Raw genomic sequence first — 25,628 nt, forward strand, 5'->3', positions numbered from 1 at the left:
CTCAGGTCCGCCGTGCTCGGTGCACGGCCCGGCGGGCGGGGGCGCTGAGCAGCGGCCCCCAAGAGGTGAACAGTTCGAGCAGAGGGGCGAACTGCGACGGGTCCGCCTCGCCGCCCGCGTACCGGAGGACGTCCAGTTCGTTGGCGACGGTGAGTTCGGCGAAGTCACGGCGCTCACCCGGCGAGAGGACGAGCGGCGTTCCCGAGAAGCGGTCGACGAAGAGCCCGCCGGGTTCGCCCAGACCGGGATACGTGCGGGCGCGGTCGCAACGGGCGTAGAGGTGGACGAGGCGTTCCGCCTCATCGCCGATGACCTCCGCCAGTTCCGGGCGCCGGTCGATGCCGCCGAGCGGGACGGCGAACCCGTCCGTTCCGTAGAACGCGTGGCAGAGCCCCGCGAGCCGCAGTTCGGGCCTGGCGCCCCAGGCGTCCAGCGTGGCGTGCACGCGCCGCAGGTGCTCGAACAGCGTCCCACCGGGGTGCCGGATCTCGTCGGCGCCCCTGGCCAGTAGGAGTTCGGTCGCCGCGGCGCTCACGCGACCTCGCCTCGTGGCGTCGCGGGCTGGGGACGGTCGCGCAGCATCGAGGTCACGCGAGCGGTGCAGACGCGGCGGTCGCGCTCGTCGGTGACGACCACGTCGTAGGTGGCCAGCGTGCGGCCCGCCGAGACCTTGGTGGCGACGGCCGTGACCATGCCCTCGGTGACCGTCCGGTGGTGCGAGACGTTGAGCTCGATGCCCAGGGCCATGCGCCCGGGGCCCGCGTGCACCGCGGCGGCGCAGGAGCCCGCGGATTCGGCCAGCACGCAGGACGCCCCGCCGTGCAGCGTGCCGTAGACCTGCGTGTTGCCCTCGACGGGCATCCGGGCGACGACACGTTCGGCGCTCGCCTCGACGATCTCGATGCCGAGCCGGTCGTCGAGGATGTTGCGTCCCACGCCCAGCATCCGCGCCACCGCCGCCGGATCCATGGCCATCACCGCTCCTTCGTCTCACGGAGTCGCTTTCGCGCGTCCCTGTGGACCAGCGTGCGAGCGGCTGATATCCCAGTCAATCCCTGGATTTCGTTGCGGATACCTAAGCTTTTGCTTTGAGGAAGTCCGCGACCAGGGGGCCGGCTTGGGGGCGGCATTCCTGGAAGTAGGCGTGCCGTGCACCAGGGAAGATGTGCGTCCGGGCGTTCGGGATGCGCGAGGCGAGCAGGGGGACGTTGGCCGGCGGGGTGAGGCGGTCCTGGTCGCCGTGCAGGATCAGGGTGGGCGCGGTGATCCGGGGGAGCGCGTCCCAGGCGTCGTGCCGGTTGCTGGCCTGCAGGTGGCCGCGACGCGCGTGCGGGGGCATGCGAGGGTCGCCGAGCGTGGTGTACGGGCCGGGATGGGCGGCGCGCCAGGCGGGCGTGTACATCAGGTCGAGCAGCGCCTCGCGCGCGGCGGCGGGGTCGGGCTGGGCCAGTGCGCGGCGGACGGCGGCGTCGCGTTCGACGGCGTGGGGGCCGCCGGGGGAGGTGCAGCCGAGGACCAGGCGGCCGACCCGTCGCGGATGGCGGACGGCGATCCACTGGGCGACGCGTCCGCCCATGGACGTGCCGTAGACGTCGGCGCGCTCGATTCCCAGATCGTCCAGGACGGCGATCACGTCGTCGGCGAACACCTGCGTGGAGTAGGGGCCGTCGGGCTTGTCGCTGTCGCCGGTGCCGCGGTAGTCGAGGGTGATGGTGCTGTGGGTGGCGTGGAAGTCCTCCCGCACGCCGTCCCACCAGTGGTGGTCGTTGGCCTGCCCCGCCAGGAGCACCAGCGGCCGGCCGCCGCCGTGGCGCTGGTAGGCCAGCCTGGTGCCGTCCTCGGCGCGGGCGTGGGCGTGAAGCGGCTGGTCGGTGCTCATCATGCGTCCTTGTCGGCGGGTTCGGGGGCGTGCGGCCGGGCGGCGGGCCAGCCGCCCTGGCGGACGGCCGCGTGGACCTGGCGGGTCAGCTCGCGGGCGACGATCTCGACGGCGGGCGGGGTGCGTCCCGTCCTGGGGGTGGCGAGGACGACCGAACGCCACACGTCCGGTTCGCGGAGCGGGGCGGCGCTGAGCGTGCCGTCGGCGACGTCGGCGGCGATCCCCACCCCGGGCAGGACGGTCCAGCCGTAACCGGCGAGGACGAATCTCTTCTGCAGCCGCATGGAGTTGGTCTGCAGGGCCACGTCCATCGTGATCTTCGCGCGTGCGGCGGCGGCGTCGATCACGGTGCGCAGCGCGTGTCCGGTGGCGGGCATGACCAGCGGATGCGCGGCGGCGTCCGCGAACGGCACGGGCTCGTCGGGCCGCAGGCCCGCCGAGGGCGGCGCCACCGCCCACAGCCTCTCGCGGACCAGCGGCTGGGCGTTCAGCGACGCGGTGCTGTCCAGGTTGTAGAGCAGGGTGAGGTCCAGGTCCCCGTCGTCGAGCCACTGCTGCAGGTGGCCGGAGTAGGCGGTGAACACGCGCAGCTCGATCCCGGGCCGGTCGCGGGCCAGGGCCGCCACCAGCGGCTCGGCGAGCAGGTCGGCCGCGCTCTCCAGCAGGCCGACGGTCACGATGCCGGTGACCGTGCCGGGGGACGGCCGGATCTCCGCGCGGGCGCGTTCCAGCTCGCCCAGGGCGCGGCGCGCTCGGTCGATCATGATGGCGCCGGCCGGCGTGGGCCGCATGCCCTGCCGGGTCCGCTCGAACAGGGGCACGCCGAGTTCCTGCTCCAGGGTGCGGATCTGCCGGGTGACGGCGGGCTGGACGAGGTGCAGCAGGTCTGCGGCCCGCGTCACGCTGCCCACCTCCGCGACCGTGACCAGCGCCCTGAGCTGCTTGAGGTCCACCGCGTCCCCCATCCGCGTCCGGCATGGTGCCATCACGTATTGCTATTGCACACTGTGATCCATGAATTGCCATGATGGTACTGCGGTCTGGACGGCGTCGCGCCCGGCCGGCCGCGCCGCCCGTCTCCGGCCAGGCTTCCGGGAGGTCGCCGCATGACCGAGCCGCCGCTCTCCGGCGTCACCGTCGTCACCGTCGAGCAGGCGGTGGCGGCCCCCTTCGCCACGCGCCAGCTGGCCGATCTGGGCGCCCGGGTCATCAAGGTCGAACGCCCGGGCGGCGGCGACTTCGCCCGCCGCTACGACACCACCGTGCACGGCCAGTCCAGCTACTTCGTGTGGCTGAACCGGTCGAAGGAGTCGCTCACCCTGGACCTGAAGTCGCCGCGCGGCCGCGAGGTCCTGGAACGGCTGCTCGCCAGGGCCGACGTGTTCGTCCAGAACCTGGCGCCCGGCGCGGCGGCCAGGCTCGGCCTGGACGCCGGCTCCCTGGGCGAGCGCCACGGTTCGCTGATCCGCTGTTCGGTGTCCGGCTACGGGTCCACCGGGCCGTGGGCCGACCGCAAGGCCTACGACCTGCTCGTCCAGTGCCAGACCGGACTGGTGTCGCTGACCGGCACAGGCGAGGAGACCGCCCGTGTCGGCGTGTCCGTCGCCGACATCGCCGCCGGGATGTACGCCTACTCGGGCATCCTCACCGCCCTGTACGTGCGCGCGACCACGGGTGTGGCCCGTGCCGTCGAGGTCTCCCTGTTCGAGGCGCTGGCCGAATGGATGAGCCAGCCCGCCTACTACACCCGCTACGGCGGAACCCAGCCACCGCGTATCGGCACCCAGCACGCCACCATCGCCCCCTACGGCGCCTACACCGCGGCCGATGGCAAGCAGGTGCTGCTGTCCATACAGAACGAACGCGAGTGGGCCGCGCTGTGCGAGCGGTTCCTGGAACGCCCGGACCTGGTGGACGACCCCCGCTTCGCCACCGGCCCCGCCCGCGTGGCGCATCGCGACGAACTCAACGCCATCGTCGCCGAGCGCTTCCGGCGATCCGGCGCCCGCGAGGCGATGAAGCTGCTGGACGACGCCGGCATCGCCAACGCCGGGGTCAACGACGTCGCGGAGTTCCTCGACCACCCCGTGCTCCGCGAACGTGGCCGCTGGCAGGACGTGCCCACCCCCGGCGGCATGGTCTCGGCGCTCGTGCCGCCCGTCGACATCGCCGGCACCGCCCCACGCATGGACGCCGTCCCGGCCCCCGGCGAGCACACCGAGCGGATCCTGGCCGAACTCGGCTACGGCACCGACGACATCGACGCCCTCAGAGGCGGCGACGTCATCTGACCCGCCCCGCACACAGCAGCGCCCCCGCACCCAGCAGCGCCCCCCGCACCCACCAGAAGGAGCGTCACACCATGAGCACCCTGGACGTCCTGGCCGAGGACGAGCGTTTCGTCGTCAGCACGGTGCGCGAGTTCGTCGACAAGGAGGTCAGGCCCGCCGTCCGGGACCTGGAACACGCGAACGCCTACCCCGAGGCCCTGATCGAGAAGATGAAGGAGCTGGGCATCTTCGGGCTGGCCATCCCCGAGGAGTACGGCGGCACGCCCGTGTCCACCCCGTGCTACGTGCTCGTCACCGAGGAGCTGGCGCGCGGCTGGATGAGCCTGGCCGGGGCGATGGGCGGCCACACCGTGGTGTCCAAGCTCCTGCTGCACTTCGGCACGGACGAACAGAAACGCCGTTACCTGCCGCGGATGGCCACCGGCGAACTGCGGGCGACCATGGCGCTGACCGAGCCCGGAGGCGGGTCGGACCTTCAGGCCATGCGCACCGTCGCCCGCCGCGACGCCGACGGCTACCTGGTCAACGGCTCCAAGACGTGGATCACCAACGCCCGCCGGTCGGGGCTGATCGCGCTGCTGTGCAAGACCGACCCGGACGCCCGGCCCGCGCACAAGGGCATCTCGATCCTGCTGGTCGAACCGGGCCCCGGCCTGACCGTCTCCCGCGACCTGCCCAAGCTCGGCTACAAGGGCGTCGAGAGCTGCGAGCTGGTCTTCACCGACCACCGGGCGCCCGCCGGCGCCCTGCTGGGCGGCACCGAGGGCGCCGGGTTCGCCCAGATGATGAAGGGCCTGGAGACCGGGCGCCTGCAGGTCGCCGGCCGCGCGCTCGGCGTCGGCCGGGCGGCGCTGGAGGACGCGCTCGCCTACGCCCAGGAACGCGAGACGTTCGGCAGGCCCATCTGGCAGCACCAGTCGGTCGGCAACCACCTGGCCGACATGGCGACGTCCCTGATGGCGGCCCGCCAGCTCACCCTGTACGCCGCCCGGGAGGCCGACGCCGGACGCCGCGTCGACATGGAGGCGGGCATGGCCAAGCTGTTCGCCTCCGAGACCGCCATGCAGATCGCGCTCAACGCGATCCGCGTCCACGGCGGCTACGGCTACTCCACCGAGTTCGACGTCGAACGCTACTTCCGCGACGCCCCGCTGATGATCGTCGGCGAGGGAACCAACGAGATCCAGCGCAACGTGATCGTCCGCCAGCTCGTCTCGCGCGGCGGCCTGGACGCCTGACCGGCGTCCCCGCCGGCGGCGGCGCCCGGTCTACGGTCGGAACATGACTTCCCGACCCGACGCGCCACCGCCCGCCGACTTCACCGAGGACACGGTGACCGACGCGGTCGTCGCGAGTTTCGACCGGACGCCGGACGCCAGGCTGCGGCACTGCCTGACCGTGCTCACCCGGCACCTGCACGCAGCCGTCCGTGAACTGGAACCGACCCTCGCCGAATGGCAGAAGGCGATCGAGTTCCTGACCGCGACGGGACAGAAATGCGACCCCGTCCGCCAGGAATTCGTGCTGCTGTCCGACGTGCTCGGCGTCTCCGCGCTCGTGGAGAGCATCAACCACCGCACCGGATCGGGCGCGACCGAGGCCACCGTCCTCGGCCCCTTCCACCTGACCGAGTCGCCGCGCCGACGCCCGGGCGAGGCGATCAGCGAGGTCGGCGAGGGCGAGACGTGCCTGGTGACCGGTTCGGTCCGCGGCACCGACGGCCGGCCGCTGGCCGGCGCCACGGTCGACGTGTGGCAGGCCGACGCGCACGGCTTCTACGACGTCCAGCAGCCCGGCGTGCAGGAACCCGGCAACGGGCGCGGACTGTTCACCACAGACGACTCGGGCCGGTTCTGGTTCACCACCGTCGTCCCCGCCCATTACCCGATCCCCACCGACGGCCCCGTCGGCGAGCTTCTCGCCGCCACCGCCCGGCATTCCTACCGGCCCGCGCACATCCATTTCATCGCCGAGGCCGACGGCCACGTCCCCGTCACCACGCACATTTTCGTGGCCGGCAGCCCCTATCTCGACAGCGACGCGGTGTTCGCCGTGAAACGCAGCCTCGTGCGCGATTTCACCGAAGTCACCGATGCCGAAGAGGCCGCCGAGTACGGGCTCACGCCGCCCTATCGCCACGTGGAGGTCGAAATCGTCCTGGAGCCCGCACCCGAGGATTCCCGTTGACGCTGCGATTCACGTTCGCGCCGCTTCCCACGCGCGTGGTGTTCGGGCCGGGAACCCTGGCCTCCGTTCGTGCCGAGGTCGAACGCGCGGGGTTCTCGCGCGTCCTCGTCCTGTCCACGCCCGGACACCGGCACCTGGCCGACCGGGTCGCCGGCCTGCTGGGCGACCTGGCCGCCGGCACGCATCCGCACGCCGCCATGCACGTCCCGGCCGGGGGCGCCGAGCGGGCGCGCGAGACGGCCGCCCGGCTGTCCGCCGACGGGTGCGTCGCCATCGGCGGCGGCTCCACCATCGGCCTGGCCAAGGCCATCGCCCTGTCCGGAGGCCCCGCCTACGTCGCGGTGCCGACCACGTACGCCGGTTCGGAGATGACGCCGGTCTGGGGCCTGACGGAACACGGGCGCAAACGCACGGGCAGGGACGAACGCGTCCGCCCCGTCGCGGTCGTCTACGACCCGGACCTCACCCTCACCCTTCCGCCCGAGACCGCCGTGGTCTCCGGCGTGAACGCTCTCGCCCACGCCGTCGAGGCCCTGTACGCGCCGAACGGCTCGCCGATCGTCGACCTCATGGCCGCCGAGGCCGTCCGCGTCCTGACGGCGAACCTGCCCCGGCTGACCGTCGAGCCCGGCGACCCCGGCGTCCGGGCGCGGACACTGCACGGCGCCTGGCTGGCCGGCTGCTGCCTCGGCTCCACCACCATGGGTCTCCACCACAAGCTGTGCCACGTGCTCGGCGGCACGTTCGGCCTGCCGCACGCGCAGACCCACGCCGTCGTGCTGCCCTACGCCCTCGCCTACAACAGCGCGAAGGCGCCGAAGGCATGCGCGGCGATCGCGCAGGCCCTCGGGGAGAGCGACCCCGTGACGGCCCTGTGGACCTGGACGCGCAACCTCGGAGCGCCGTCCTCACTGGGAGAACTCGGGCTGACCGAGGACGCCATAGCCCCGACGGTCGACCTGGCCACCCGCGACGCCTATCCCAACCCCGTCCCCCTGGACCCCGGCCGCCTGCGCGCTCTGCTGGAAGCGGCCGTCCACGGCGCCCCTCCCCAGCTCCCCTCCCAGTCACCGTTGCCGTGATCGGGCAAGCCCCTACCGGCCGTGCGCGCATGGACCTTCTTTGGTGGGACTTCTGGGCGGCTTCGGCGGGCCACCGGCGCGGTGCTGGGCGTCCGCCGCGGCAGACGTGGGATGTCTTCGGGCACGTCAGTCCATCGGGAAACTTCCGTCACACCGGTTGCTAGGGGAGCGGCGTAGGGGTCGGTCAGGGGTACCCCTGACCGACCCCCGCTGTTAGCGTCTACAACGTTTTGATAGAAATTCCCTGATCGGGGTTCTATTACCTTCTCGGGGGGCTTGAAGAAGGAAAAGAAAGGCGCGAAGAAAAATTCGTCAGACCATGCGGCCAAGGTGCCGGCCCGGAACGCCCGCCACAGCGGCCCGCCATCGTTCCGGGCGGTGAACCGCGCACTCGGGTGCGCGGATTCCTTTCGTGTTACGAGTACGGTTCGCCGAAACGGCCTGTACAGGCTCCCCCGTCGCCGGCGTGCCGGAGTTCTCCGACAATCCATCGCGCGCCGCCGGCGCCGGGCGCATTCCCGGAACCGGTGCGCGCAGCCCATCCCCGCTGCACACAGGTGAGAACGATTCGTAGGGGAGTCATAGTGGAGGGGCAACGGAACATCGACCGGGAACCGGTCGTCCACGTGGAGATCAGCAGGCTGTCCAGCGCCGACTCGCCGCGGACGTCCGGGGAGGACGCCGAGCACGTGGAGGCGCTGGCCGCGGCGCAGGCCGAGCTGCCGCCCATCATCGTGCACCGCGCGACGATGCGGGTCATCGACGGGCTGCACCGGCTCAAGGCGGCCAGGCTCCGCGGCGAGGACCGGATCCGGGTCAGGTTCTTCGACGGGGACGAGGCCGACGCCTTCGTGATGGCGGTCAGGTCGAACATCTCGCACGGCCTGCCGCTGTCGCTGGCCGACCGCAAGCGCGCGGCAGAACGGATCATCAACTCGCATCCGCAGTGGTCGGACCGGATGGTCGCGTCCGTCACCGGTATCGCCCCGGGAACGGTCGCGGAGATACGCAGGCGGACGGAGGGGGCGGTGCCGCCGCAGACGGTCCGGATCGGCCAGGACGGCCGGGCGCGTCCCATCAACGGCAGCGAGGGGCGCAGGCTGGCGTCGGAACTGATCGCCAAGAATCCCGAGCTGTCCCTGCGGCAGATCGCGCGGGCCGCGGGGATCTCCCCGGAAACGGCGCGCGACGTCCGGAACCGGATGCGGCGGGGCGAGGACCCGCTGCCGCGGCGCCGGACCAACACGGTGAGCCTGGCCAGCCGGCGCGCGAGCCACGGCCACGGCAGCGGTCACGGCAGCGGTCACGGTCACGGCGACGGCCGGCGGATCGCCCGGGCGGCGCCCCGGGACCGCGCGGCGGTCGTGGAGAGGCTCAAGGCGGATCCGGCGCTGCGGTTCAGCGAGACCGGCCGCAACCTGCTGATGCTGCTCAGCATGCACACCCTCAAGGCCGCCGAGTGGGAGGAGATCATCAACAACGTCCCCTCGCACTGCAGCGGCATCGTCGCCCAGCTGGCCCGCGACTGCTCGGAGATGTGGTCGGAGTTCGCGATGAAGGTGGAGCACCAGATCGCCAACATCGTCTAGCGGCCCGGGCGGTGGCCTCCTCAGGCTCCTCGCGGGGAGGCCACCGGTTCGCCGTGCCGCGCGGCTCGTCAGCACTCCCGCCCATCAGTACTGCCAGCCCATCAGTACTCCCGGCGGTGGAAGACGACCGCCGCGGCGGCCAGGGTGACGGCCACGGCCGCGGCGAGCAGGCCCAGACCGGTCCACGGCGGCAGCGCGGGCCGCACCGCCATGATCTGGGCGCCCGCCGAGACCGGCCAGTACGTGCGCGTGAACTGCTCCAGCGGGCCGGGGAACAGCGGGCACAGCGCGGGGACGACGAGCGTCGCGACGACGAGGACCACGAGGGCCGCCGCGGTCGTCCGGACCAGCACCCCCACCGCGACCCCCGCCAGCGCCATCAGGGCGAGGTAGAGCCCGGCGCCCGTCACGGTCTGGAGCATGCCGACCCCCGACAGGGCCCCGTCACCCGCGTCCACGCGCCGGCCGAGGAGGAGGGCGACGGCGCTCGCGCCCCCGCCCACCAGCAGCGCGACGAGCGAGCACACCGCGGCCTTGGCGGCCAGCAGGCGGCCCCGGCGCGGCGCGGCGGCCAGGCTGGTGCCGATCATGCCGGTGGCGTACTCGGAGGTGACGGCGAGCACGCCGAGCAGCCCGAACGCGACCTGGGCCAGGTGGTAGCCCTGCAGGCTGGGCCGGACCGCCTCGAACGCCGCGCACTCCGCGGCCATCGACCCCCGGCAGGGGGACCGCCCGGCCAGGACACCGAAAACCGCACAGAGGATCATCAGCACGGCGGCGGCGATCATCGCGTCGCGGGCCGAGCGCAGCGTGCGGATCTTCGTCCACTCCGACCAGAGCGCGTTGCGGAAGGTCACCGACGGGTACCGCGCCTTGGGGCCGGTGCCGGGGTGCACGCGGGTGGCGCACATCAGGCGGCCCTGCCCGCCGCGAGGTCACCGTTCGCGCCGTCCTGGACCAGCTCCAGCAGCACGTCCTCCAGGGAGGGCCGCTGGGGGGTGAGCTCGTGCAGGCGGACACCGTACGCCGTGGCCAGGCCGTGGATGTCGGCGCCGTCCATGCCGGACACCACGAGCGTGCGGCCGGTGCCCTGGCGGACACGGGCGCCCGCCGCGGTCAGCCGGTCGGCGAAGAACCGGTGGTCGTCGCAGCGGATCAGCGCCCGCTGCCGGACACCGCGCCGGGACAGCTCCTCGGCGCTGCTGTCGGCGACCAGACGCCCCCGGTCGAGGACGACGAACTGGTCGGCGATCCGCGCCATCTCGCCCATCAGGTGGCCGGTGACCAGCACGGTGCGCCCCTGGTCGGCCAGGCGCCGCAGCAGGCTGCGCAGCCAGGCGACGCCCGCCGCGTCCAGCCCGCCGATCACGTCGTCGTAGATCAGCACCTCGGGGTCGCCCAGCAGGGTCGCGGCGATGCCGAGCCGCCGCCGCATCCCGGCCGACAGCACGCGGATGTGCCGCCCGGCCATCTGCTCCAGGCCGACCAGCCGGAGCGCCTCGTCCACCCGCCACCGCGGCAGGCCGTTGCTGCGGGCCAGGCACAGCAGGTGGTCGCCGGCCCGGCGGCCGTCGTGCGCCGCCCGCGGGTCCAGCAGGGCGCCCACCTGCCGCATCGGGCTCGGCAGATCGGCGTAGCGGCGGCCGGCCGTGGTCGCGGTCCCGCTGGTCGGCGCGGTGAGCCCGAGGATCATGCGCAGCGTGGTCGTCTTGCCGGCGCCGTTTGGGCCGATCAGCCCGGTGATCCGGGCGGGCCGGACCGTGACGGTGAGGTCGTCGACCGCCCGGACCGCGCCGTACCGCTTGGTCAGGCGGCGCAGCTCGATCATGTCCCTCCCCTTGAGGTGATCTGGTCGTCGCGACACCGCGTCCCCGCCGCGGCCGCCCCGGACGACTCGGAAGACCCCGCCGACCCCGCCGACCCCGCCGACCCGGACGACCCCGCCGGCCCGGGCGGTCCCGGAGATCCCGGAGGGCCCGGCGGCCCGGCCCGCAGCCGCCGCACGAGGTCGGCGCGGCGGGTGACCCCGAGCTTGCGGTAGATCCGCGTGAGGTGCTGCTCCACGGTGCTGATCGTGACCAGCAGCGCGTCGGCGATCTGCCGGTTGGTCCGGCCCTGGACGACCAGCGCGGCGACCCGCCGTTCGGCCTCGGTCAGCGCGGCGGCCGGATCGGCCGGCGCCGGGATCCCGTCCCGCGCCGGCGTCCTGGGCGGAAGCGCCCCGCTGCGCGCGGACACGCGGTGGGCGCTCTGCGCCGTCGCCAGCGCCTCGCCGCGCTCGCCGAGCGCGTGCTGGGCCCGGCTCAGGTCGCCGAGCGCGAGCGCCAGCTCGTACCGGTCGCCGCACTGCTCCAGGACGCCCACCGCCTCGGCGAGCAGCTCGCCGCGGCGCCGCGGGTCGGCGGCGGCCAGCGCGCGGACCCGCAGCGAGACGCCCAGCGTCCGGCCGGTCCGGTGCCGCACCATGGCCAGCTGCTCGTCGACGAGCTCCGCGGCCCGGCGGGTCTCGCCGAGTTCCAGCAGCGCCTGCGCCGCGTCCGTGCGCCACGAGACCAGGCCCGGAACGTCGGCCCGCCACCTGCGCATGCGCTCGCCGCAGGCCTGGAAGTCCGCCAGGGCGGTCTCCGGATGCCCGGTCGCCAGATGGAACCGGCCGCGCGCCTGCAGGTAGTGCAGGCCGCAGAGGGTGTCGAACATGGCGTCGGGCACCGCGATGCCGAGGTGGGTGGCGGCGTCCTCGTAGCGTCCCATCGCCGTCGTCGCGTACACCGACGCGGAGATGGGCATGCCGATCGCCACCCCCCAGCTCGCCGGGGAGATCCGCGCGAGCGCCGCCCGCGCGTGGTCCTCGGCGGCGGCGATGTCCCCCTGCCGCACGGAGATCACCGCCCGTGCGGCCGCCAGCGTCGCGTGCCACAGCGGTTCGTGCCGGGCCGCCGCCTCGTCCAGGAGCGGATCGCACCAGCGCGCCGCCGTGTGCGGGTGGTCGTCGTAGACGAGTGCCGCCAGCACCGCCAGCACCGCCCCGGGGGACGTCTCGGTGAGCCGGGTGCCCTGCATGAACTGCTCGGCGGTGCCGGGAACGTCGAAGACCGCCCGGCCGGTCAGCACCTCCCGCAGCGCGGCCGCGGCCCGCAGCCGCCGGCCCTCCATGCCCGAGACGACGTGCCGCCCCGGGGCGGCGGGCCGGTCGGCGACCGCGCCCGGCGCTCCGGGATATCCGGGGTAGACGCACGACATCAGCAGCCGCGTGGCCGTCAGGCACCCGGCGGACGCGTCCACCGGTGCCTCCGCCCGGCCGGTGAGCGGGGCGAGGACCTCGACGGCCTCGCCCGGCCGCCCGTGCCACAGCAGGTAGCCGGGCAGCCTGACGGCGTGCCGCCCGTCCAGCCGGCCCCGTCGCACCGCGTCGACGAGCCCGGGCAGCAGACGCTCAACGGACCCCGGGTCGACGCGCCATTCGACGCGGGCCATCGCCATGGTGATCTCCGCCCGCCGCCGGTCGTCGGTGCAGATCTCGTGGGCCAGCCGGAGGCAGACCAGGGCGGTGTGCGCGGCGCCGTCGGCGCGGGCCTGCTCGGCCGCCTCCAGCAGTACCGGCACCTTCCAGGACTCCTCGGCGGCCGGGCAGAGGTTCACCTGGGCGGGGCCGGTGACGCCGGGGGGCGCCTGGGCGGCGGACCGGTAGGCGGTTTCGGTGGCGGCGATGAGGTGCTCGGCGACCGTCCGGGGCGCCGCGCCGCGGTCGTGCAGCAGCCTGGCGGCCCGGCCGTGCAGCGCCGCGCGCTCCTCGGCGGCCATGCCTTCGAGCACGGCCGCCGGGACGGCGGGGTGCCGGAACCGGCCGGCGTCGAGCAGCCCGGCCGTGTCCATCGTGTCGATCACGTCGGAGACGAACTCGGCGTCCAGATCCAGCAGCCCGCCCACCAGGTCGGGCGAGCACGGCTCGCGCAGGATCGCCAGGGCGCGGGCGACGCGGTGCATCTCCGGGCCGCCGCGGTGCAGGCAGTGCAGCACGGCCTGGGGGAACGCGTCGCCCACGGCGAGTTCGGCCGCGTCACGCACCGGGCCGTTCTGCGGCGGGACGCGCTCGTCCTGCAGCAGGGCCTGCAGGAGGATCGGGTTGCCCCCGGTCACCGCGTCGCAGACCGGTGCGAACTCGTGCGCCTGGCGAGGGTCGAGCCTGGTCCTGAGCAACTGGATCTGGCCGCGGCGCGACAGCGGTTTGAGACGCAGCCGCCAGTAGTGCGGCTGGCTCTGCAGGTCGGCGTGGAACCACGCGTGCTCGCGGCGGGGACCGGTGCGCTCGTTGAGCACCATCACGATCCGGGCCGACTTGAGCCGGTACGCCACGTACGACAGGAAGCTGAGGGACGCGGCGTCGGCGTGGTGCACGTCGTCGACACCGATCACCAGGGGGGTGCGCGCCGCCATGCCGAGCAGGACCCTGCACAGCTCCTGCAGGACCGGCCAGGTCGTCTGGGCGGTGGTCTCGGGCCGGAACTCTCCCCCGGCGAAGGCGGCGGTGCCGATCTGCTCGTCCAGCAGCCGCCTGGCGTCCTCGCTCCCGGGGGGAAGCGTCACCCCGCGGAACAGTTGCCGGACCACGCCCAGCGGGAACCGCTGCTCGGCGTGCGAGGCCGTCGCGCCGAGGAAGACCGCGCCCGACGCGGTGGCGTGCTCGGCGAGGGAGTGCAGGAGAGCGCTCTTGCCGGACGCCACCGCGCCGCCGACGACCACCACCTTCCCGTGGCCGTCCAGCGACTCGGCGAACAGGCTCCGCAGTGTCGTCAATTCCAGTTCTCGCTCGATCAGATTCATGTGCGCGCCCCGAGGAAGTGGAATCAACCTGCTAGTCGGTGGTGGGGTGGACGGTTCCGTTCTCGCGGCCGGTCTGCGACATTCGATGTCCTCCTGGTGCCCGGTCGTCTCGGAAGGGAGACGACGTGAGCCAACCACTGGCGACGTCACAAGGACGTAACGTGACGTTCGTCTCAGGGCGGCGCCCGGTGCGGCCGCGGGTCACCCGGGTGCCGCCGGGAGAGTTCTCACTGATCGGCCGCCGGTTTCGTGACGTCGGGGGATCGCGGCCACAGCCGTTTCACCAGGCGGACAGGCCGGTGGCAGGGTCCGGACAGTGCAATTTCCATGGGCGCGGGCGAAGTCGCAGGTCACCCCTGTGTTAACTACACTCCGGATGCGAATGGTAGCTGATGGTGATTTGATCCGTCGACGCTCTGGTGCGAACGTCATGAAGGACCGGCCGTCGACGCCCCCTGCCATGCGGACCTGAGCCGACCGTGGGACGCGGCTGTGCCGGACCGTTGGGGCGCGGACACAGAATGCAACCGTTGCGGGGGGATCGCCGCATGCGCATTGTGGAGCGGACGGGGGAACTGCTCACTTTGCAGGAACTGCTGGCGCCGGACCGGGAGCGGCCGGGCAGGGTCGTTCTGATCGAGGGCGCCGCGGCCACCGGGAAGACGACGCTGATGCACGCGTTCGCCGGACGCGCGGTCGAGGCCGGGGCCACCTTCCTGAGCGCGTCGGCGTCGCGGGCGGAACGCGAGCTGCCGCTGAGCGCCGTCAGCCAGCTGTTCCACGATCCCGCGCTGCCGCCCGCGGAGACCGAGCAGGCGGACCGACTGATCCAGGACGGCTTCCTCACGGTGCGGGCGCTCGGCGTCCGCCCGGAGGGCGAGGCGGTGGTCCGGGTCCCGCCGCCCATCCTCAGCAGGCTGACCGCGATGGTGCTCAAGGTGGCCGAGCAGCGGCCGCTGGTCATCGGGGTCGACGACATCCACCACGCCGACGACGCGTCGGTGCAGTTCCTGCTGTACCTGGCCCGGCGGATCGGGACCGCCCGGGTGCTGCTGGTGCTGACCGAGTGCCTGCGGCCGACCCGGCCGCATTCGCTCCTGCACACCGACCTGCTGCGCGAGCCGCACTGCCGGCGGCTGCGGCTCAAGCCGCTGTCCGAGGAAGGCGTCGCCGACCTGCTCGCCGAGCACGTCGGCGCGGCGACCGCCGCCCAGCTGGCACCCGAGTGCCATCGTGTGAGCGGCGGCAACCCCCTGCTGGTGCACGCGCTGATCGAGGACCACCGGATGGCGGAGCCGACCCGGCCCGCCTGCCTCACCTTCGGCGACGCGTTCCGGCAGGCGGTGCTCACCTGCCTGTACCGGTCGGAGTCCACGACGCTCGCCCGCGCCGTCGCGGTGCTCCCCGACGGGGTGTCCGGCGGGCTGCTCGGCGAGCTGGTCCACGCCGACGCCGCGTCGGTCGCCTGGACCTGCGAGGTGCTCCAGGCGGCCGGGCTGCTGGACGCCGGGGGCTTCCGGCACGAGGCGCTGCGGGCGGCGGTGCTGGGCGGGATGCGCCCGGACGAGCGGACCGCGCTGCACCTGCGCGCGGCCGAGATGCTGCACCGCCACGGCGCGCCCGCGGCGGTGGTCGCCGACCGCCTGCTGGCCGCCGACCAGGCCCGGACGCCGTGGGCGGTGGCGGTCCTGCGGGACGCGGCCGAGCAGGCGTTCACCGAGGGCCGGGTGTCGGACGCGACCGGCCTGCTGCGGCTGGCCCTGCGGGAGTGCGGCGACGACGACCAGCGCCCGGCCGTCCACCTGGACCTGGCCCGCGCCGAGTGGCGGATCGACCCGGCGATCGCCGCCCGGCATCTGCCCGACCTGGTCCGCGGCCTGCGCAAGGGGCGCCTGCCTGCCGGCGGCGACGCCACCCTGGTCAGCTGGATGCTGTGGCTCGGCCGCACCCACGACGCGCTCGAGATCATGACCGAGGTGTCCGGTGGCGTCACCCTGCCGCACGCCGGCCCCGGGCGGCGGCCCGAGCACGGCCCCCGCGCCGAGCCGTCGCCGTGGTGGCTGCCCTACGCCTACCCCGGGCTCACCCGGCTGGAGGGGCTCGGGGACATCCTGCGTCCGCCCGGACGCGCACCGGACACGGCCGTCCCGGGAGCCGTGGCGCCCTCGCTGCGCGCCGAGGCGATGCTGGCGAACGCGCTCGCGCGGGGAGCGGTCCAAGAGGCGGTCGCGCGGGCGGAGCAGATCCTGGAGGAGGCGGGGCCCGCGTTCAAGTCGCCGATGTTGATCGCGGCGATCGCGGCCCTGGTCTACGCCGACGAACTCGACACGGCCGAGCGGTGGTGCGACGCCTTCGGCAGGTCCACGGCCACGTGGCCGCCGCAGGGCCGGGCCCTCCTCATGGCCATGCGCGCGCTGGTCCACCACGGGCGCGGCCGGCTGGACGCCGCGGTGAAGTGCGCGCGCGAGGCCCTCACGCTCATGACGCCCAAGGGCTGGGGCGTGGTCATCGCGATACCGCTCGCCACGATGGTGGTCTCCCTCACGGCGGCGGGCCGGTACGAGGAGGTCGAGGAGTACCTCGACATGCCGCTGCCGGAAGGGCTGTTCCACAGCCCGTTCGTGCTGCCCCACCTGCAGGCCCGCGGGCGGTACTACCTCGCGATCAACCGGCCGAAGGCGGCGCTGGCCGAGTTCCAGACCTGCGGCGAGCTGATGACGGGGTGGGGGTTCGACGTGCCCGGCTTCGTGCCGTGGCGCACCGACATGGCGCAGGCCCATCTCGTCCTGGGCGACCGCCAGAACGCCAGGAGGCTCGCGGCCGAGCAGCTGCGGATGCTGTCGCCCGGCCAGGTCCGCACGCGCGGGGCCACGCTGCGCACGCTCGCCGCCGCCTCCGACGTCGACCGGCGCACGGCGCTGATCACCGAGGCGGTGGAGCTGCTGGAACGGTCGGGCGACCGGCTGGAGCTGGCCCGCGCGCTCGCCGACCTCAGCGAGCTGTACCACGCCACCGGCCAGGAACGGCGGGCCCGCGCCGTGGAGCAGCGGGCCCGCGCGCTCGCGGCCGAGTGCGGCGCCGGGGAGATCGGCAACACGCTGTCCCCGCGCCTGGCCGAGGTGGACGAGCGCGGTGAGGGGGCGGGCCCCGACCTGCTGAACGGCCTGAGCGTGGCCGAGCTGCGGGTGGCCGCGCTGGCCGTCGACGGGTACACCAACCGGCAGATCGCGCGCCGGCTGCACGTCACCACCAGCACCGTGGAACAGCATCTGACGAAGGTGTACCGCAAGCTCCAGATCAGCCGCCGGACCGACCTTCCGGTGACCCTGCTGCTGCAGTCGTCCCAGGATTTCCCGGCGTAGGGGCCCCGGGGAAAGGCCCCTACCGGGAACGGTACCCCCGATCGGAATTGAACCGACAACCTAACCCTTTTAAGGGGTCCGCCTCTGCCAATTGGGCTACGGGGGCGGAACGATTCTAACTTCGCCCCGCCGAGGTTCTCCATGTCTATTGTCGGGGATTCCGCAGCGTCGCCGGCCGGGCCCTCCGGACGGCCGCGACCATGGGGAACTCTAGGCCGGGACGGTGCGTCCAGGGGCTCGTCCAAGTGCGCAGAAACGCCGCTTGGACGGGATGTCCGGGCTCTGCCATGAATCGATCTGACCCGACCGTCAATCCACGGTGTCCGGGCCGGGAGGGCACCGCCGTCCGCCCTTGTCGGCCGTTCCGCCGCATGCAATCCTGACCGGGCCGAGGACACTCCGCAGTTCAATGCCGCATGGGTCCGCCATGCCCGGACGGAGCAGCGAAATCATGGAAAACGCTCGGACGGTCGCCTCGTGAGCGGGGGAGACATCGATATCCAGCAGGCCGGGGCCGGCACGCTCGACGACACGCTCGACGACCGCGCGGGGCCGCGGCCGGAACCGGCGGCCGGCGGGGCCGGGCTGCGCAAGGAGGATCTGCACGCCAGCGTGTCCAGCCCCGTCCTGGACACCATGAACTTCCTCAACGAGATCACCCTGCGCTATCCCGAGGCGATCTCCTTCGCGCCCGGCCGCCCCTACGACGGCTTCTTCGACAACGAGCAGATCTTCACGCACATCCGCCGGTTCCTCGACCACCTGGCCGCGGAGGGGAGCACGCCGCAGGACGTGCGCACCGCCGTGTTCCAGTACGGCCCGACCGCCGGCCAGATCCGGGACGTCCTGGCCGACTCCCTGCGCGTGGACGAGGACATCGACGTCCCGCCCGAGTCCATCGTGGTGACGGTCGGCGCGCAGGAGGGCATGCTGCTGGTGCTGCGCGCCCTCATGGGCGGCCCCGACGACGTGCTGCTGGTGTCCAGCCCCTGTTACGTGGGCATCACCGGCGCGGCCCGCCTGCTGGACGTCACCCTCACGGCGGTCGAGGAGCGGGAGAACGGCATCTCCTGCGACGACGTCGAGGCGGCGATCCTGGCCGAACACGCGCGCGGACGCCGCCCCCGCGCCTTCTACGTGGTGCCCGACCACTCCAACCCGTCCGGCACCACGATGGACCTCAAGACGCGGCACGCGCTGCTCGACCTGGCCGCGCGCCACGACTTCCTCGTCCTGGAGGACACCCCCTACCGGCTGGTCAGCCCGGGCACGCCGCTGCCGACCCTGAAGTCCCTGGACCGGGAGCGGCGGGTCGTGCACCTCGGCTCGTTCTCCAAGACGCTCTTTCCCGGCGCCCGGGTCGGCTTCGTCATCGCCGACCAGCGGGTCGTGGACGCGGACGGGCGCGGCGGCCTGCTGGCGGACGAGATCGCCAAGATCAAGAGCATGGTGACGGTGAACACCTCGTCGCTCAGCCAGGCCGCCGTGGCGGGCGCGCTCCTGGCCTCGGACGGGCGGCTCTCGGAACTCAACACCGACGCGGCCGCCTACTACGGGCGGGCCATGAGCTCCGTCCTCGCGGGACTCGACCGCACCATCCCGGCCGACCGCCGCGCCGCGCTCGGGGTGCGCTGGAACCGGCCCACCGGCGGGTTCTTCCTCCGGCTGGAGGTCCCGTTCCGCGCCGACAACGCGGCGCTCACCCGGTCCGCGCAGGACTTCGGCGTCATCTGGACGCCGATGTCGTACTTCTATCCGCAGGGCGGCGGCGAGCACGCCATCCGGCTGTCCACCAGCTACCTGACCACGGCGGAGATCGAGGAGGGCACCGCCCGGCTCGCCCGCTTCATCGCGGCGGAGAGCGCGGCGGCGCGATGACGGCCCCATTAGAGACGGAGTTCGGCCGTGCCCCGGAGGGCAACGGCCACGTCAACGGCAACGGCCGGGCCACCACGGACGGCCGCACCAACGCGGACGGGCGCGTCAACGGCAACGGCCACCGCCCGCAGCCGGCACCGCCGCCGTCGATGGACCGGCTGCGCGAGCGGCACGCCGGGCTGCGCGCCCGCATCGTCGGCGGCGACCGGGCCGCCGTCGAACGGCAGCACCGGCTCGGCAAGCTCACCGCGCGCGAACGGCTCGACCTGCTGCTGGACGAGGGCTCGTTCGTCGAGACCGACATGTACCGCCGCCACCAGGCCACCGAACTCGGCATGGGGGACCGCCGCCCGCACACCGACGGCGTGATCACCGGCTCCGGCGAGATCTTCGGCCGCCGGGTGTTCGTCTACGCCCAGGACTTCACCGTCTTCGGCGGGTCGCTCGGCCAGGCGCACGCCGCGAAGATCCACAAGCTGATGGATCTGGCGATCTCGGCGGGCGCCCCGCTGATCGGGCTGAACGACAGCGGCGGCGCCCGGATCCAGGAGGGCGTGATGTCCCTGGACGGGTACGGGGGGATCTTCCACCGCAACGTCCGGGCGTCCGGGGTGATCCCGCAGATCAGTGTGATCCTGGGGCCGTGCGCGGGGGGAGCGGCCTACTCGCCCGCGTTGACCGACTTCACGTTCATGGTGCGCGGTTCCGCCCAGATGTACCTGACCGGCCCGGACGTCGTTGAGGCGGTGAGCGGGCACCGGGTGAGCCATGCCGAGCTGGGTGGGGCGGAGGTGCACGGCAGCCGGTCGGGAGTGGCCACGTTCGTCCACGACGACGAGGAGACCTGCCTGGCCGAGGTGCGGTACCTGGTGTCGCTGCTGCCCGCCAACAACCTGGAGCCCGCGCCCGCGCTGCCGCCGACCGGAGCGGCCGGCGACGAGCGGCCCCGGCTCGCCGAGATCGTCCCGGTGGAGCCGAACAAGCCGTACGACATGCGCCAGGTCATCACCGAGCTGGTGGACGACGGCAGCGTCATCGAGCTGCACGAGAACTGGGCCCGGAACGTGATCTGCGCGCTGGCCCGCATCGACGGCGAGGTCGTCGGAGTGGTGGCCAACCAGCCCATGGTGCTCGCCGGGGTGCTGGACGCCGACGCGGCACAGAAGGCCGCCCGGTTCGTGCGGTTCTGTGACGCGTTCGGGATTCCACTGGTGACGCTGGTGGACGTCCCCGGCTTCCTGCCCGGCGTCGACCAGGAACACGACGGGATCATCCGGCACGGCGCCAAGCTGCTGTACGCCTACTGCGAGGCGACGGTGCCGCGCGTTCAGGTGATCCTGCGCAAGGCCTACGGCGGCGCGTACATCGTCATGGACTCGCGGTCGATCGGCTGCGACCTGTCGTTGGCGTGGCCGACCAACGAGATCGCCGTCATGGGCGCCGAGGGCGCGGTCAACGTGGTCTTCCGCAAGGAACTGGCCGCCGCCGCCGACCCCGACGCGCGGCGGGCGGAGCTGATCGGCGAGTACACCCGGCAGCTCGTGCACCCGCTGTTCTCCGCGGAGCGGGGACTGGTCGACGACGTGATCGATCCGGTGCGGACCCGGGCCGCGGTCGCGCGCGGGCTGGCGATGCTCCGCACCAAGCGCGGACCGGCGCCGCAGCGCAAGCACGGCAACGTACCCCTGTGAACCCTCTCGGGAAGGTGGCTTCAGTGATCAGGTGTGGTGTCACGCTGCTCGGCAGCGGCTCTCGACCGGCGGCGTCATGACCACCGCGGCGGACGCGCCTCCGCTGGAGGCCATGGAGACCGACCTGCGCGTCGCCCGGGACAGGCTGGCCGAGGCCGCCGGGCATGTCGAGGACCTGGTGGCCGCGGCGCCGGACCCCGCCGAGCGCACACCGGAGGCGCACGCGCGGATCGCCGCCGCGACCGACGCGGTCCGGGCGCTGCGGGCGCGGTTCATGGACGTCCACGCGGACGCGGTGTACGACGAGCTCACCGACGGCCGCGCCGTCGACCTGCGGGTGGCGGAGCTGGTCGAGGCCGCCGCGGCCGCCTTCCCCGGGCTGGTCCCCACCGCCGACATGATCGCCGTCGAACGGTCCCGGCCGCAGGCCGCCAAGGAGGGCCGGGAGATCGACCAGGGCATCTTCCTGCGGGGGGTGCTGCGGTCGCCGGTGGCGGGCCCGCACCTGCTCGACGCGATGCTGCGGCCGACGCCCCGCGCGCTGGCGCTGCTGCCGGAGTTCACCCGCACCGGCCTGGTGGAGACCGACTCGGTCCGGCTGGAGCGCCGGGACGGCGTGGCGTACCTGACGATGTGCCGGGACGACTGCCTGAACGCCGAGGACGAGCGGCAGGTCGACGACATGGAGACCGCCGTCGACCTGGCGCTGCTCGACCCGGCCGTGCACGTCGGGGCGCTGCGCGGCGGCGAGATGACCCATCCCCGCTACCGCGGCAGGCGGGTGTTCAGCGCGGGCATCAACCTCAAGCGCCTGCACGCGGGCGGCATCTCGCTGGTCGGCTTCCTGCTGCGGCGCGAGCTGGGCTACATCCACAAGCTCGTGCGGGGCGTGCGGGTCGAGCGGGACGCGTCGTGGCAGTGGCCGACGGTCGACAAGCCGTGGGTCGCCGCCGTGGACTCCTTCGCCATCGGCGGCGGCGCCCAGCTGCTCCTGGTGTTCGACCACGTGATCGCCGCGTCGGACGCCTACTTCAGTCTTCCCGCCGCGCAGGAGGGCATCGTCCCGGGCGCCGGGAACTTCCGGCTCGGCCACGCCGGCGGGCCGCGGCTGTCCCGCCAGATCATCCTGGGGGGTCGCCGCGTGTGGGCGACCGAGCCGGCCGCGCGGACGCTGTTCGACGAGGTCGTCGAGCCGGGCGAGGTCGACGCGGCGATCGAGCGCAGCGTGCGGAGCCTGCAGGGCCCGGCGGTGCTCACCAACCGGCGCATGCTGAACCTGGCCGAGGAGCCGCCGGAGGAGTTCCGCCGCTACATGGCCGAGTTCGCGTTGCAGCAGGCCCTGCGGATCTACGGGCAGGACGTCCTGAACAAGGTCGGCCGGTTCACCGTCCGGCCGTCATGACCGCCCCCGACGGCGCCGCCCGGGTGCGCTACGAGAAGAAGGGCCACCTGGCCCGCGTCACCCTGGACCGGCCGGACGTGCTGAACGCGATGGACCTGCGGATGCACGAGGAACTCGGCGCCGTGTGGGACGACGTCGAACGGGACGACGACGTGCGGGTCGTGGTGCTCACCGGCGCCGGGGACCGGGCGTTCTCCGTCGGGCAGGACCTGAAGGAGCGCGCCCGGCTCACCCGGGAGGGCGCGCCGCCGACGACCTTCGGCAGCCGCGGCCAGCCCGGCTGGCCGCGGCTCACCGAGCGGTTCGCCCTCACCAAGCCGGTGGTCGCGCGGGTGAACGGCTACGCCCTCGGCGGCGGCTTCGAACTGGCCCTGGCCTGCGACATCATCGTCGCCTCCGAGCGGGCGGTGTTCGCACTGCCGGAGGCGCGGCTCGGCCTGGTCCCCGGCGCCGGCGGCGCGTTCCGGCTGGCGCGGCAGCTGCCGCTGAAGGTCGCGATGGGCCACCTGCTCACCGGCCGCCGGATGGGCGCGGCGGACGCGCTGCGGTACGGGCTGGTCAACGAGGTCGTCCCGCACGACGACCTGGACCGCTGCGTCGAGACGTGGACCGACGACCTGCTGCGCAGCGCCCCGCTTTCGGTGCGGGCGATCAAGGAGGCGGTGCTGCGGTCCGTCGACATGCCGCTGGAGCAGGCGTTCGCCACCAGGTTCGTCTGGGAGGAGCGGCGGATGCACAGCCGCGACGCCGCGGAGGGGCCGCGGGCGTTCGCGGAAAAACGCGATCCGCGGTGGTGTGGATATTGACGTCGCGGTGAACGTGAAATGATCAGGGGCGTGCCGGGAGGCGCGCCCCTCACCTTTTTCCGGGCGCTGTCCAACTATCGAGATCGCGCGGTTGGACGGCGCCCCGCCCGGCGGCCGCCGCACACGTCCACCTGCGCCGTCGACCTCGTGTGATCGGCGGATCGAAATCGGCTCCGACGTCCAACCGGCAAAACCCCGGGTGGTGGACAGCGGGACGGTCGAGCAGAATTCCGGTTCGGGACATCTGGGCGAATTTCCAATCCAAGGAGTGATCGTGGCCAATCCGTTCGACGACGAAGACGGGACGTTTTACGCCCTCGTCAACGATGAGGGCCAGTATTCGCTGTGGCCGACGTTCGCGGAGGTGCCGGCGGGCTGGGAGATCGTCCACGGCGAGGACACCCGCCGGGCGTGCCTGGACTACATCGAGGAGAACTGGACCGACATGCGTCCCAAGAGCCTCGTCGCGGAGATGGAGCGCCAGGCGCCATGATCGGCGGCCCGGGACCGGTCATGACGATCCGCGGGTTCGGGGAGGACTCCGACTCGACCCGCCAGCGCGTCACGCCCGGTACGGCGCGGCGCGCCCTTCCGTACGCCAGGCCGTACCGCTGGATCATCGTCGTGCTCCTGCTGCTCACCTCGCTCGGCGCGGTGGCGCAGGTGGCGAGCCCCCTCCTGCTCAAGACGGTCATCGACGAGGGCATCATCCCCAGGGACAAGGGGCTGGTCGTCTGGATCGCGCTCGCGGTCGCCGGCCTGGCGCTGCTGGAGGCGATCCTGGCGTTCACCGAGACCTGGCTCTCGGGGAAGATCAGCGAGGGGCTCGTCTACGACCTGCGCACCCAGGTGTTCGACCACGTCCAGCGGCAGCCGATCGCGTTCTTCACGCGGACGCAGACCGGGTCCCTGGTCAGCCGGCTGAACACCGACGTGGTCGCGGCCCAGCAGGCCGTCACGACCCTGCTGTCGCAGTCGGTGTCGAGCCTGCTGTCGCTGATCCTCGTGCTCGGCACGATGTTCTATCTCTCCTGGCAGATCACCCTGGTGGCGCTGGCGGCGCTGCCGCTGTTCCTGCTGCCCGGCCGGCTGGTGGGCCGCCGGCTGCAGGGCCTGATGCGCGAGTCCATGCAGCTCAACGCCGAGATGGGCACGCTGATGCACGAGCGCTTCAACGTCGCCGGCGCGCTGCTGGCCAAGCTGTACGGGCGTCCCGACAGCGAGAAGCGCCTGTTCACCGACCGCGCCGGACGGGTCCGCGACATCGGCGTGGTCACGACGGTGTACTCGCGGATGCTGCTGGTGTCGGTGACGCTGCTCGGCGCACTGGCCACCGCCGTGGTGTACGGGCTCGGCGGCGTGCTGGTGGTGGACGGCTCGTTCCAGCTCGGCACGCTGGTGGCGCTGGCCGTGCTGCTGACGCGGCTGTTCGGCCCGATCAACCAGCTGTCGTCGATGCAGGCGAGCGTGATGACCGCGCTGGTCAGCTTCGACCGCCTCTTCGAGGTCCTGGACCTCAGGCCGCTCATCGCGCAGAAGCCGGGCGCGGTCGCGCTGAACGGCTCGCGCGGCGCCCCGGAGGTCGAGTTCGACGCCGTGTCGTTCCGCTACCCCAGGGCGTCGGAGGTGTCGCTGGCCTCGCTGCAGGGCTACGCCGCCCCGGCCCCCGAACGCGCCGACGACACGCTGACGCTGGACGGGATCACGTTCCGCGCCCCGGCGGGCACGCTGACGGCGCTGGTCGGACCGTCGGGCGCGGGCAAGACGACGATCACGCAGCTGGTGCCGCGGCTCTACGACCCCGTGTCGGGGACCGTGCGGATCGGCGGGCACGACGTGCGGGACCTGACGTTCGACTGCCTGCGCGACACGGTCGGCATGGTCACCCAGGACGCGCACCTGTTCCACGACACCCTGCGGGCGAACCTGCTGTACGCCCGTCCCGGGGCCGAGGAACGGGACCTGGTCGAGGCGTGCCGGGCCGCGCAGATCTGGGACCTGATCGCCGCCCTGCCCGACGGCCTGGACACCGTGGTCGGCGACCGCGGCTACCGCTTCTCCGGCGGTGAGAAGCAGCGCCTGGCGATCGCGCGGCTGCTGCTCAAGGCGCCGTCGATCGTGGTGCTGGACGAGGCCACCGCGCACCTGGACTCCGAGTCGGAGGCGGCGATCCAGCGGGCGCTGAAGACCGCGCTGGAGGGCAGGACGTCGCTGGTGATCGCGCACCGGCTGTCCACGATCCGCGACGCCGACCAGATCCTGGTCGTCGACGCGGGCCGCGTCGTGGAGCGCGGCGTGCACGAGGAACTGCTGGAGGCGGACGGGCTCTACGCCGAGCTGTACCGCACCCAGTTCACCCGGCAGCCCGCCAGGAACGGCGCGGTGCCCACGCCCGGCGGTCCCGTCTACGGCGACCCGAACGGCGCCGGACTGCCGCCGCTGGAGGGGATGCCGCCCGGCGGCATGATGTTCCCGCCGATGCAGGGCCCGCCGCCGATGCAGGGCCCGCCTCCCGGCGCGCCGCCCATGCAGGGACCGCCGATGCAGGGACCGCCGCCCATGCAGGGACCGCCGATGGGTCCGCCGCCCAACGGGGGCCCCATGCCCGGTGGCCGTCCGCCGCAGGGTTCGGGCTGAGGA

19 protein-coding genes and 1 tRNA gene are annotated in these 25,628 nt (G+C 73.2%); 12 read left to right on the top strand and 8 right to left on the bottom strand.

The features are described from left to right. Position 1 precedes the first annotated feature (1 nt). The 4 genes from ABD811_RS07935 to ABD811_RS07950 all read right to left on the bottom strand — a co-directional run bounded on the left by ABD811_RS07935 (position 2) and on the right by ABD811_RS07950 (position 2,865). Positions 2–535, bottom strand: coding sequence for a DUF6817 domain-containing protein (locus ABD811_RS07935; protein WP_344943114.1), 534 nt, complete (start codon positions 533–535; stop codon positions 2–4). Then, positions 532–975 carry a PaaI family thioesterase gene (locus tag ABD811_RS07940; protein ID WP_425549377.1) on the bottom strand — a complete coding sequence of 148 codons (444 nt, stop codon included), beginning with the start codon at positions 973–975 and terminating at the stop codon, positions 532–534. The genes ABD811_RS07935 and ABD811_RS07940 overlap by 4 nt, the downstream gene beginning before the upstream one ends. 100 nt (positions 976–1,075) lie before the next feature. Continuing rightward, positions 1,076–1,879, bottom strand: coding sequence for an alpha/beta fold hydrolase (locus ABD811_RS07945; RefSeq protein WP_344943115.1), 804 nt, complete (start codon positions 1,877–1,879; stop codon positions 1,076–1,078). After that, entirely contained in the window at positions 1,879–2,865 is a 987-nt protein-coding gene (locus ABD811_RS07950) for a LysR family transcriptional regulator (RefSeq protein WP_344943118.1), read from the bottom strand. The genes ABD811_RS07945 and ABD811_RS07950 overlap by 1 nt, the downstream gene beginning before the upstream one ends. A 120-nt stretch (positions 2,866–2,985) precedes the next feature. Between ABD811_RS07950 and ABD811_RS07955 the strand changes: the two genes are divergently transcribed. The 5 genes from ABD811_RS07955 to ABD811_RS07975 all read left to right on the top strand — a co-directional run bounded on the left by ABD811_RS07955 (position 2,986) and on the right by ABD811_RS07975 (position 9,028). Then, positions 2,986–4,170 (top strand): CaiB/BaiF CoA transferase family protein, encoded by a 1,185-nt coding sequence (locus tag ABD811_RS07955; protein WP_344943121.1) that lies wholly within the window; start codon positions 2,986–2,988, stop codon positions 4,168–4,170. A gap of 71 nt (positions 4,171–4,241) precedes the next feature. Further along, on the top strand, positions 4,242–5,408 hold the full coding sequence (locus ABD811_RS07960; RefSeq protein ID WP_344943124.1) for an acyl-CoA dehydrogenase family protein: 1,167 nt from the start codon (positions 4,242–4,244) through the stop codon (positions 5,406–5,408). A 43-nt stretch (positions 5,409–5,451) separates the two neighbouring features. After that, positions 5,452–6,357 carry a dioxygenase family protein gene (locus tag ABD811_RS07965; RefSeq protein ID WP_344943127.1) on the top strand — a complete coding sequence of 302 codons (906 nt, stop codon included), beginning with the start codon at positions 5,452–5,454 and terminating at the stop codon, positions 6,355–6,357. Next, positions 6,354–7,439: a maleylacetate reductase gene (locus ABD811_RS07970; protein ID WP_344943131.1), complete on the top strand. Its 1,086-nt coding sequence runs from the start codon at positions 6,354–6,356 to the stop codon at positions 7,437–7,439. The genes ABD811_RS07965 and ABD811_RS07970 overlap by 4 nt, the downstream gene beginning before the upstream one ends. Before the next feature lie 584 nt (positions 7,440–8,023). Continuing rightward, positions 8,024–9,028: a ParB/RepB/Spo0J family partition protein gene (locus ABD811_RS07975; protein ID WP_344943134.1), complete on the top strand. Its 1,005-nt coding sequence runs from the start codon at positions 8,024–8,026 to the stop codon at positions 9,026–9,028. A gap of 101 nt (positions 9,029–9,129) precedes the next feature. On the opposite strand, the gene ABD811_RS07980 is transcribed toward ABD811_RS07975, so the two are convergent. The 3 genes from ABD811_RS07980 to ABD811_RS07990 are packed head-to-tail and all read right to left on the bottom strand — an operon-like array spanning position 9,130 to position 13,849. Further along, entirely contained in the window at positions 9,130–9,939 is an 810-nt protein-coding gene (locus ABD811_RS07980; protein WP_344943136.1) for an ABC transporter permease, read from the bottom strand. After that, positions 9,939–10,856, bottom strand: coding sequence for an ABC transporter ATP-binding protein (locus ABD811_RS07985; RefSeq protein ID WP_344943139.1), 918 nt, complete (start codon positions 10,854–10,856; stop codon positions 9,939–9,941). Before ABD811_RS07985 ends, ABD811_RS07980 begins: the two co-directional genes overlap by 1 nt. Then, entirely contained in the window at positions 10,853–13,849 is a 2,997-nt protein-coding gene (locus ABD811_RS07990) for an AAA family ATPase (protein ID WP_344943142.1), read from the bottom strand. The genes ABD811_RS07985 and ABD811_RS07990 overlap by 4 nt, the downstream gene beginning before the upstream one ends. A gap of 548 nt (positions 13,850–14,397) precedes the next feature. On the opposite strand from ABD811_RS07990, the gene ABD811_RS07995 reads away from it, so the two are divergent. After that, positions 14,398–17,211: a helix-turn-helix transcriptional regulator gene (locus ABD811_RS07995; RefSeq protein ID WP_344943145.1), complete on the top strand. Its 2,814-nt coding sequence runs from the start codon at positions 14,398–14,400 to the stop codon at positions 17,209–17,211. 32 nt (positions 17,212–17,243) lie between these two features. Here ABD811_RS07995 and ABD811_RS08000 read toward each other — a convergent pair. After that, a tRNA-Leu gene (locus tag ABD811_RS08000) sits at positions 17,244–17,317 on the bottom strand. A 371-nt stretch (positions 17,318–17,688) separates the two neighbouring features. Between ABD811_RS08000 and ABD811_RS08005 the strand changes: the two genes are divergently transcribed. The 6 genes from ABD811_RS08005 (at position 17,689) to ABD811_RS08030 (ending at position 25,625) form a co-directional block, all read left to right on the top strand. Then, positions 17,689–19,089, top strand: coding sequence for an aminotransferase-like domain-containing protein (locus tag ABD811_RS08005; RefSeq protein WP_344943148.1), 1,401 nt, complete (start codon positions 17,689–17,691; stop codon positions 19,087–19,089). A gap of 149 nt (positions 19,090–19,238) precedes the next feature. After that, complete coding sequence (locus tag ABD811_RS08010) at positions 19,239–20,780, top strand: acyl-CoA carboxylase subunit beta (RefSeq protein WP_360707303.1); 1,542 nt, start codon at positions 19,239–19,241, stop codon at positions 20,778–20,780. Between the two features lie 76 nt (positions 20,781–20,856). Further along, complete coding sequence (dpgC, locus tag ABD811_RS08015) at positions 20,857–22,182, top strand: (3,5-dihydroxyphenyl)acetyl-CoA 1,2-dioxygenase DpgC (protein ID WP_344943153.1); 1,326 nt, start codon at positions 20,857–20,859, stop codon at positions 22,180–22,182. Then, entirely contained in the window at positions 22,179–22,988 is an 810-nt protein-coding gene (gene dpgD, locus ABD811_RS08020) for an enoyl-CoA-hydratase DpgD (RefSeq protein WP_344943156.1), read from the top strand. The genes dpgC and dpgD overlap by 4 nt, the downstream gene beginning before the upstream one ends. A 274-nt stretch (positions 22,989–23,262) precedes the next feature. Then, positions 23,263–23,481 (top strand): MbtH family protein, encoded by a 219-nt coding sequence (locus ABD811_RS08025; protein ID WP_344943159.1) that lies wholly within the window; start codon positions 23,263–23,265, stop codon positions 23,479–23,481. A 20-nt stretch (positions 23,482–23,501) separates the two neighbouring features. Beyond that, positions 23,502–25,625: an ABC transporter ATP-binding protein gene (locus tag ABD811_RS08030; protein WP_344943161.1), complete on the top strand. Its 2,124-nt coding sequence runs from the start codon at positions 23,502–23,504 to the stop codon at positions 25,623–25,625. Positions 25,626–25,628: the final 3 nt, after the last annotated feature.

It is taken from the genome of Actinomadura miaoliensis (assembly GCF_039536785.1).
Lineage (GTDB): Bacteria > Actinomycetota > Actinomycetes > Streptosporangiales > Streptosporangiaceae > Spirillospora > Spirillospora miaoliensis.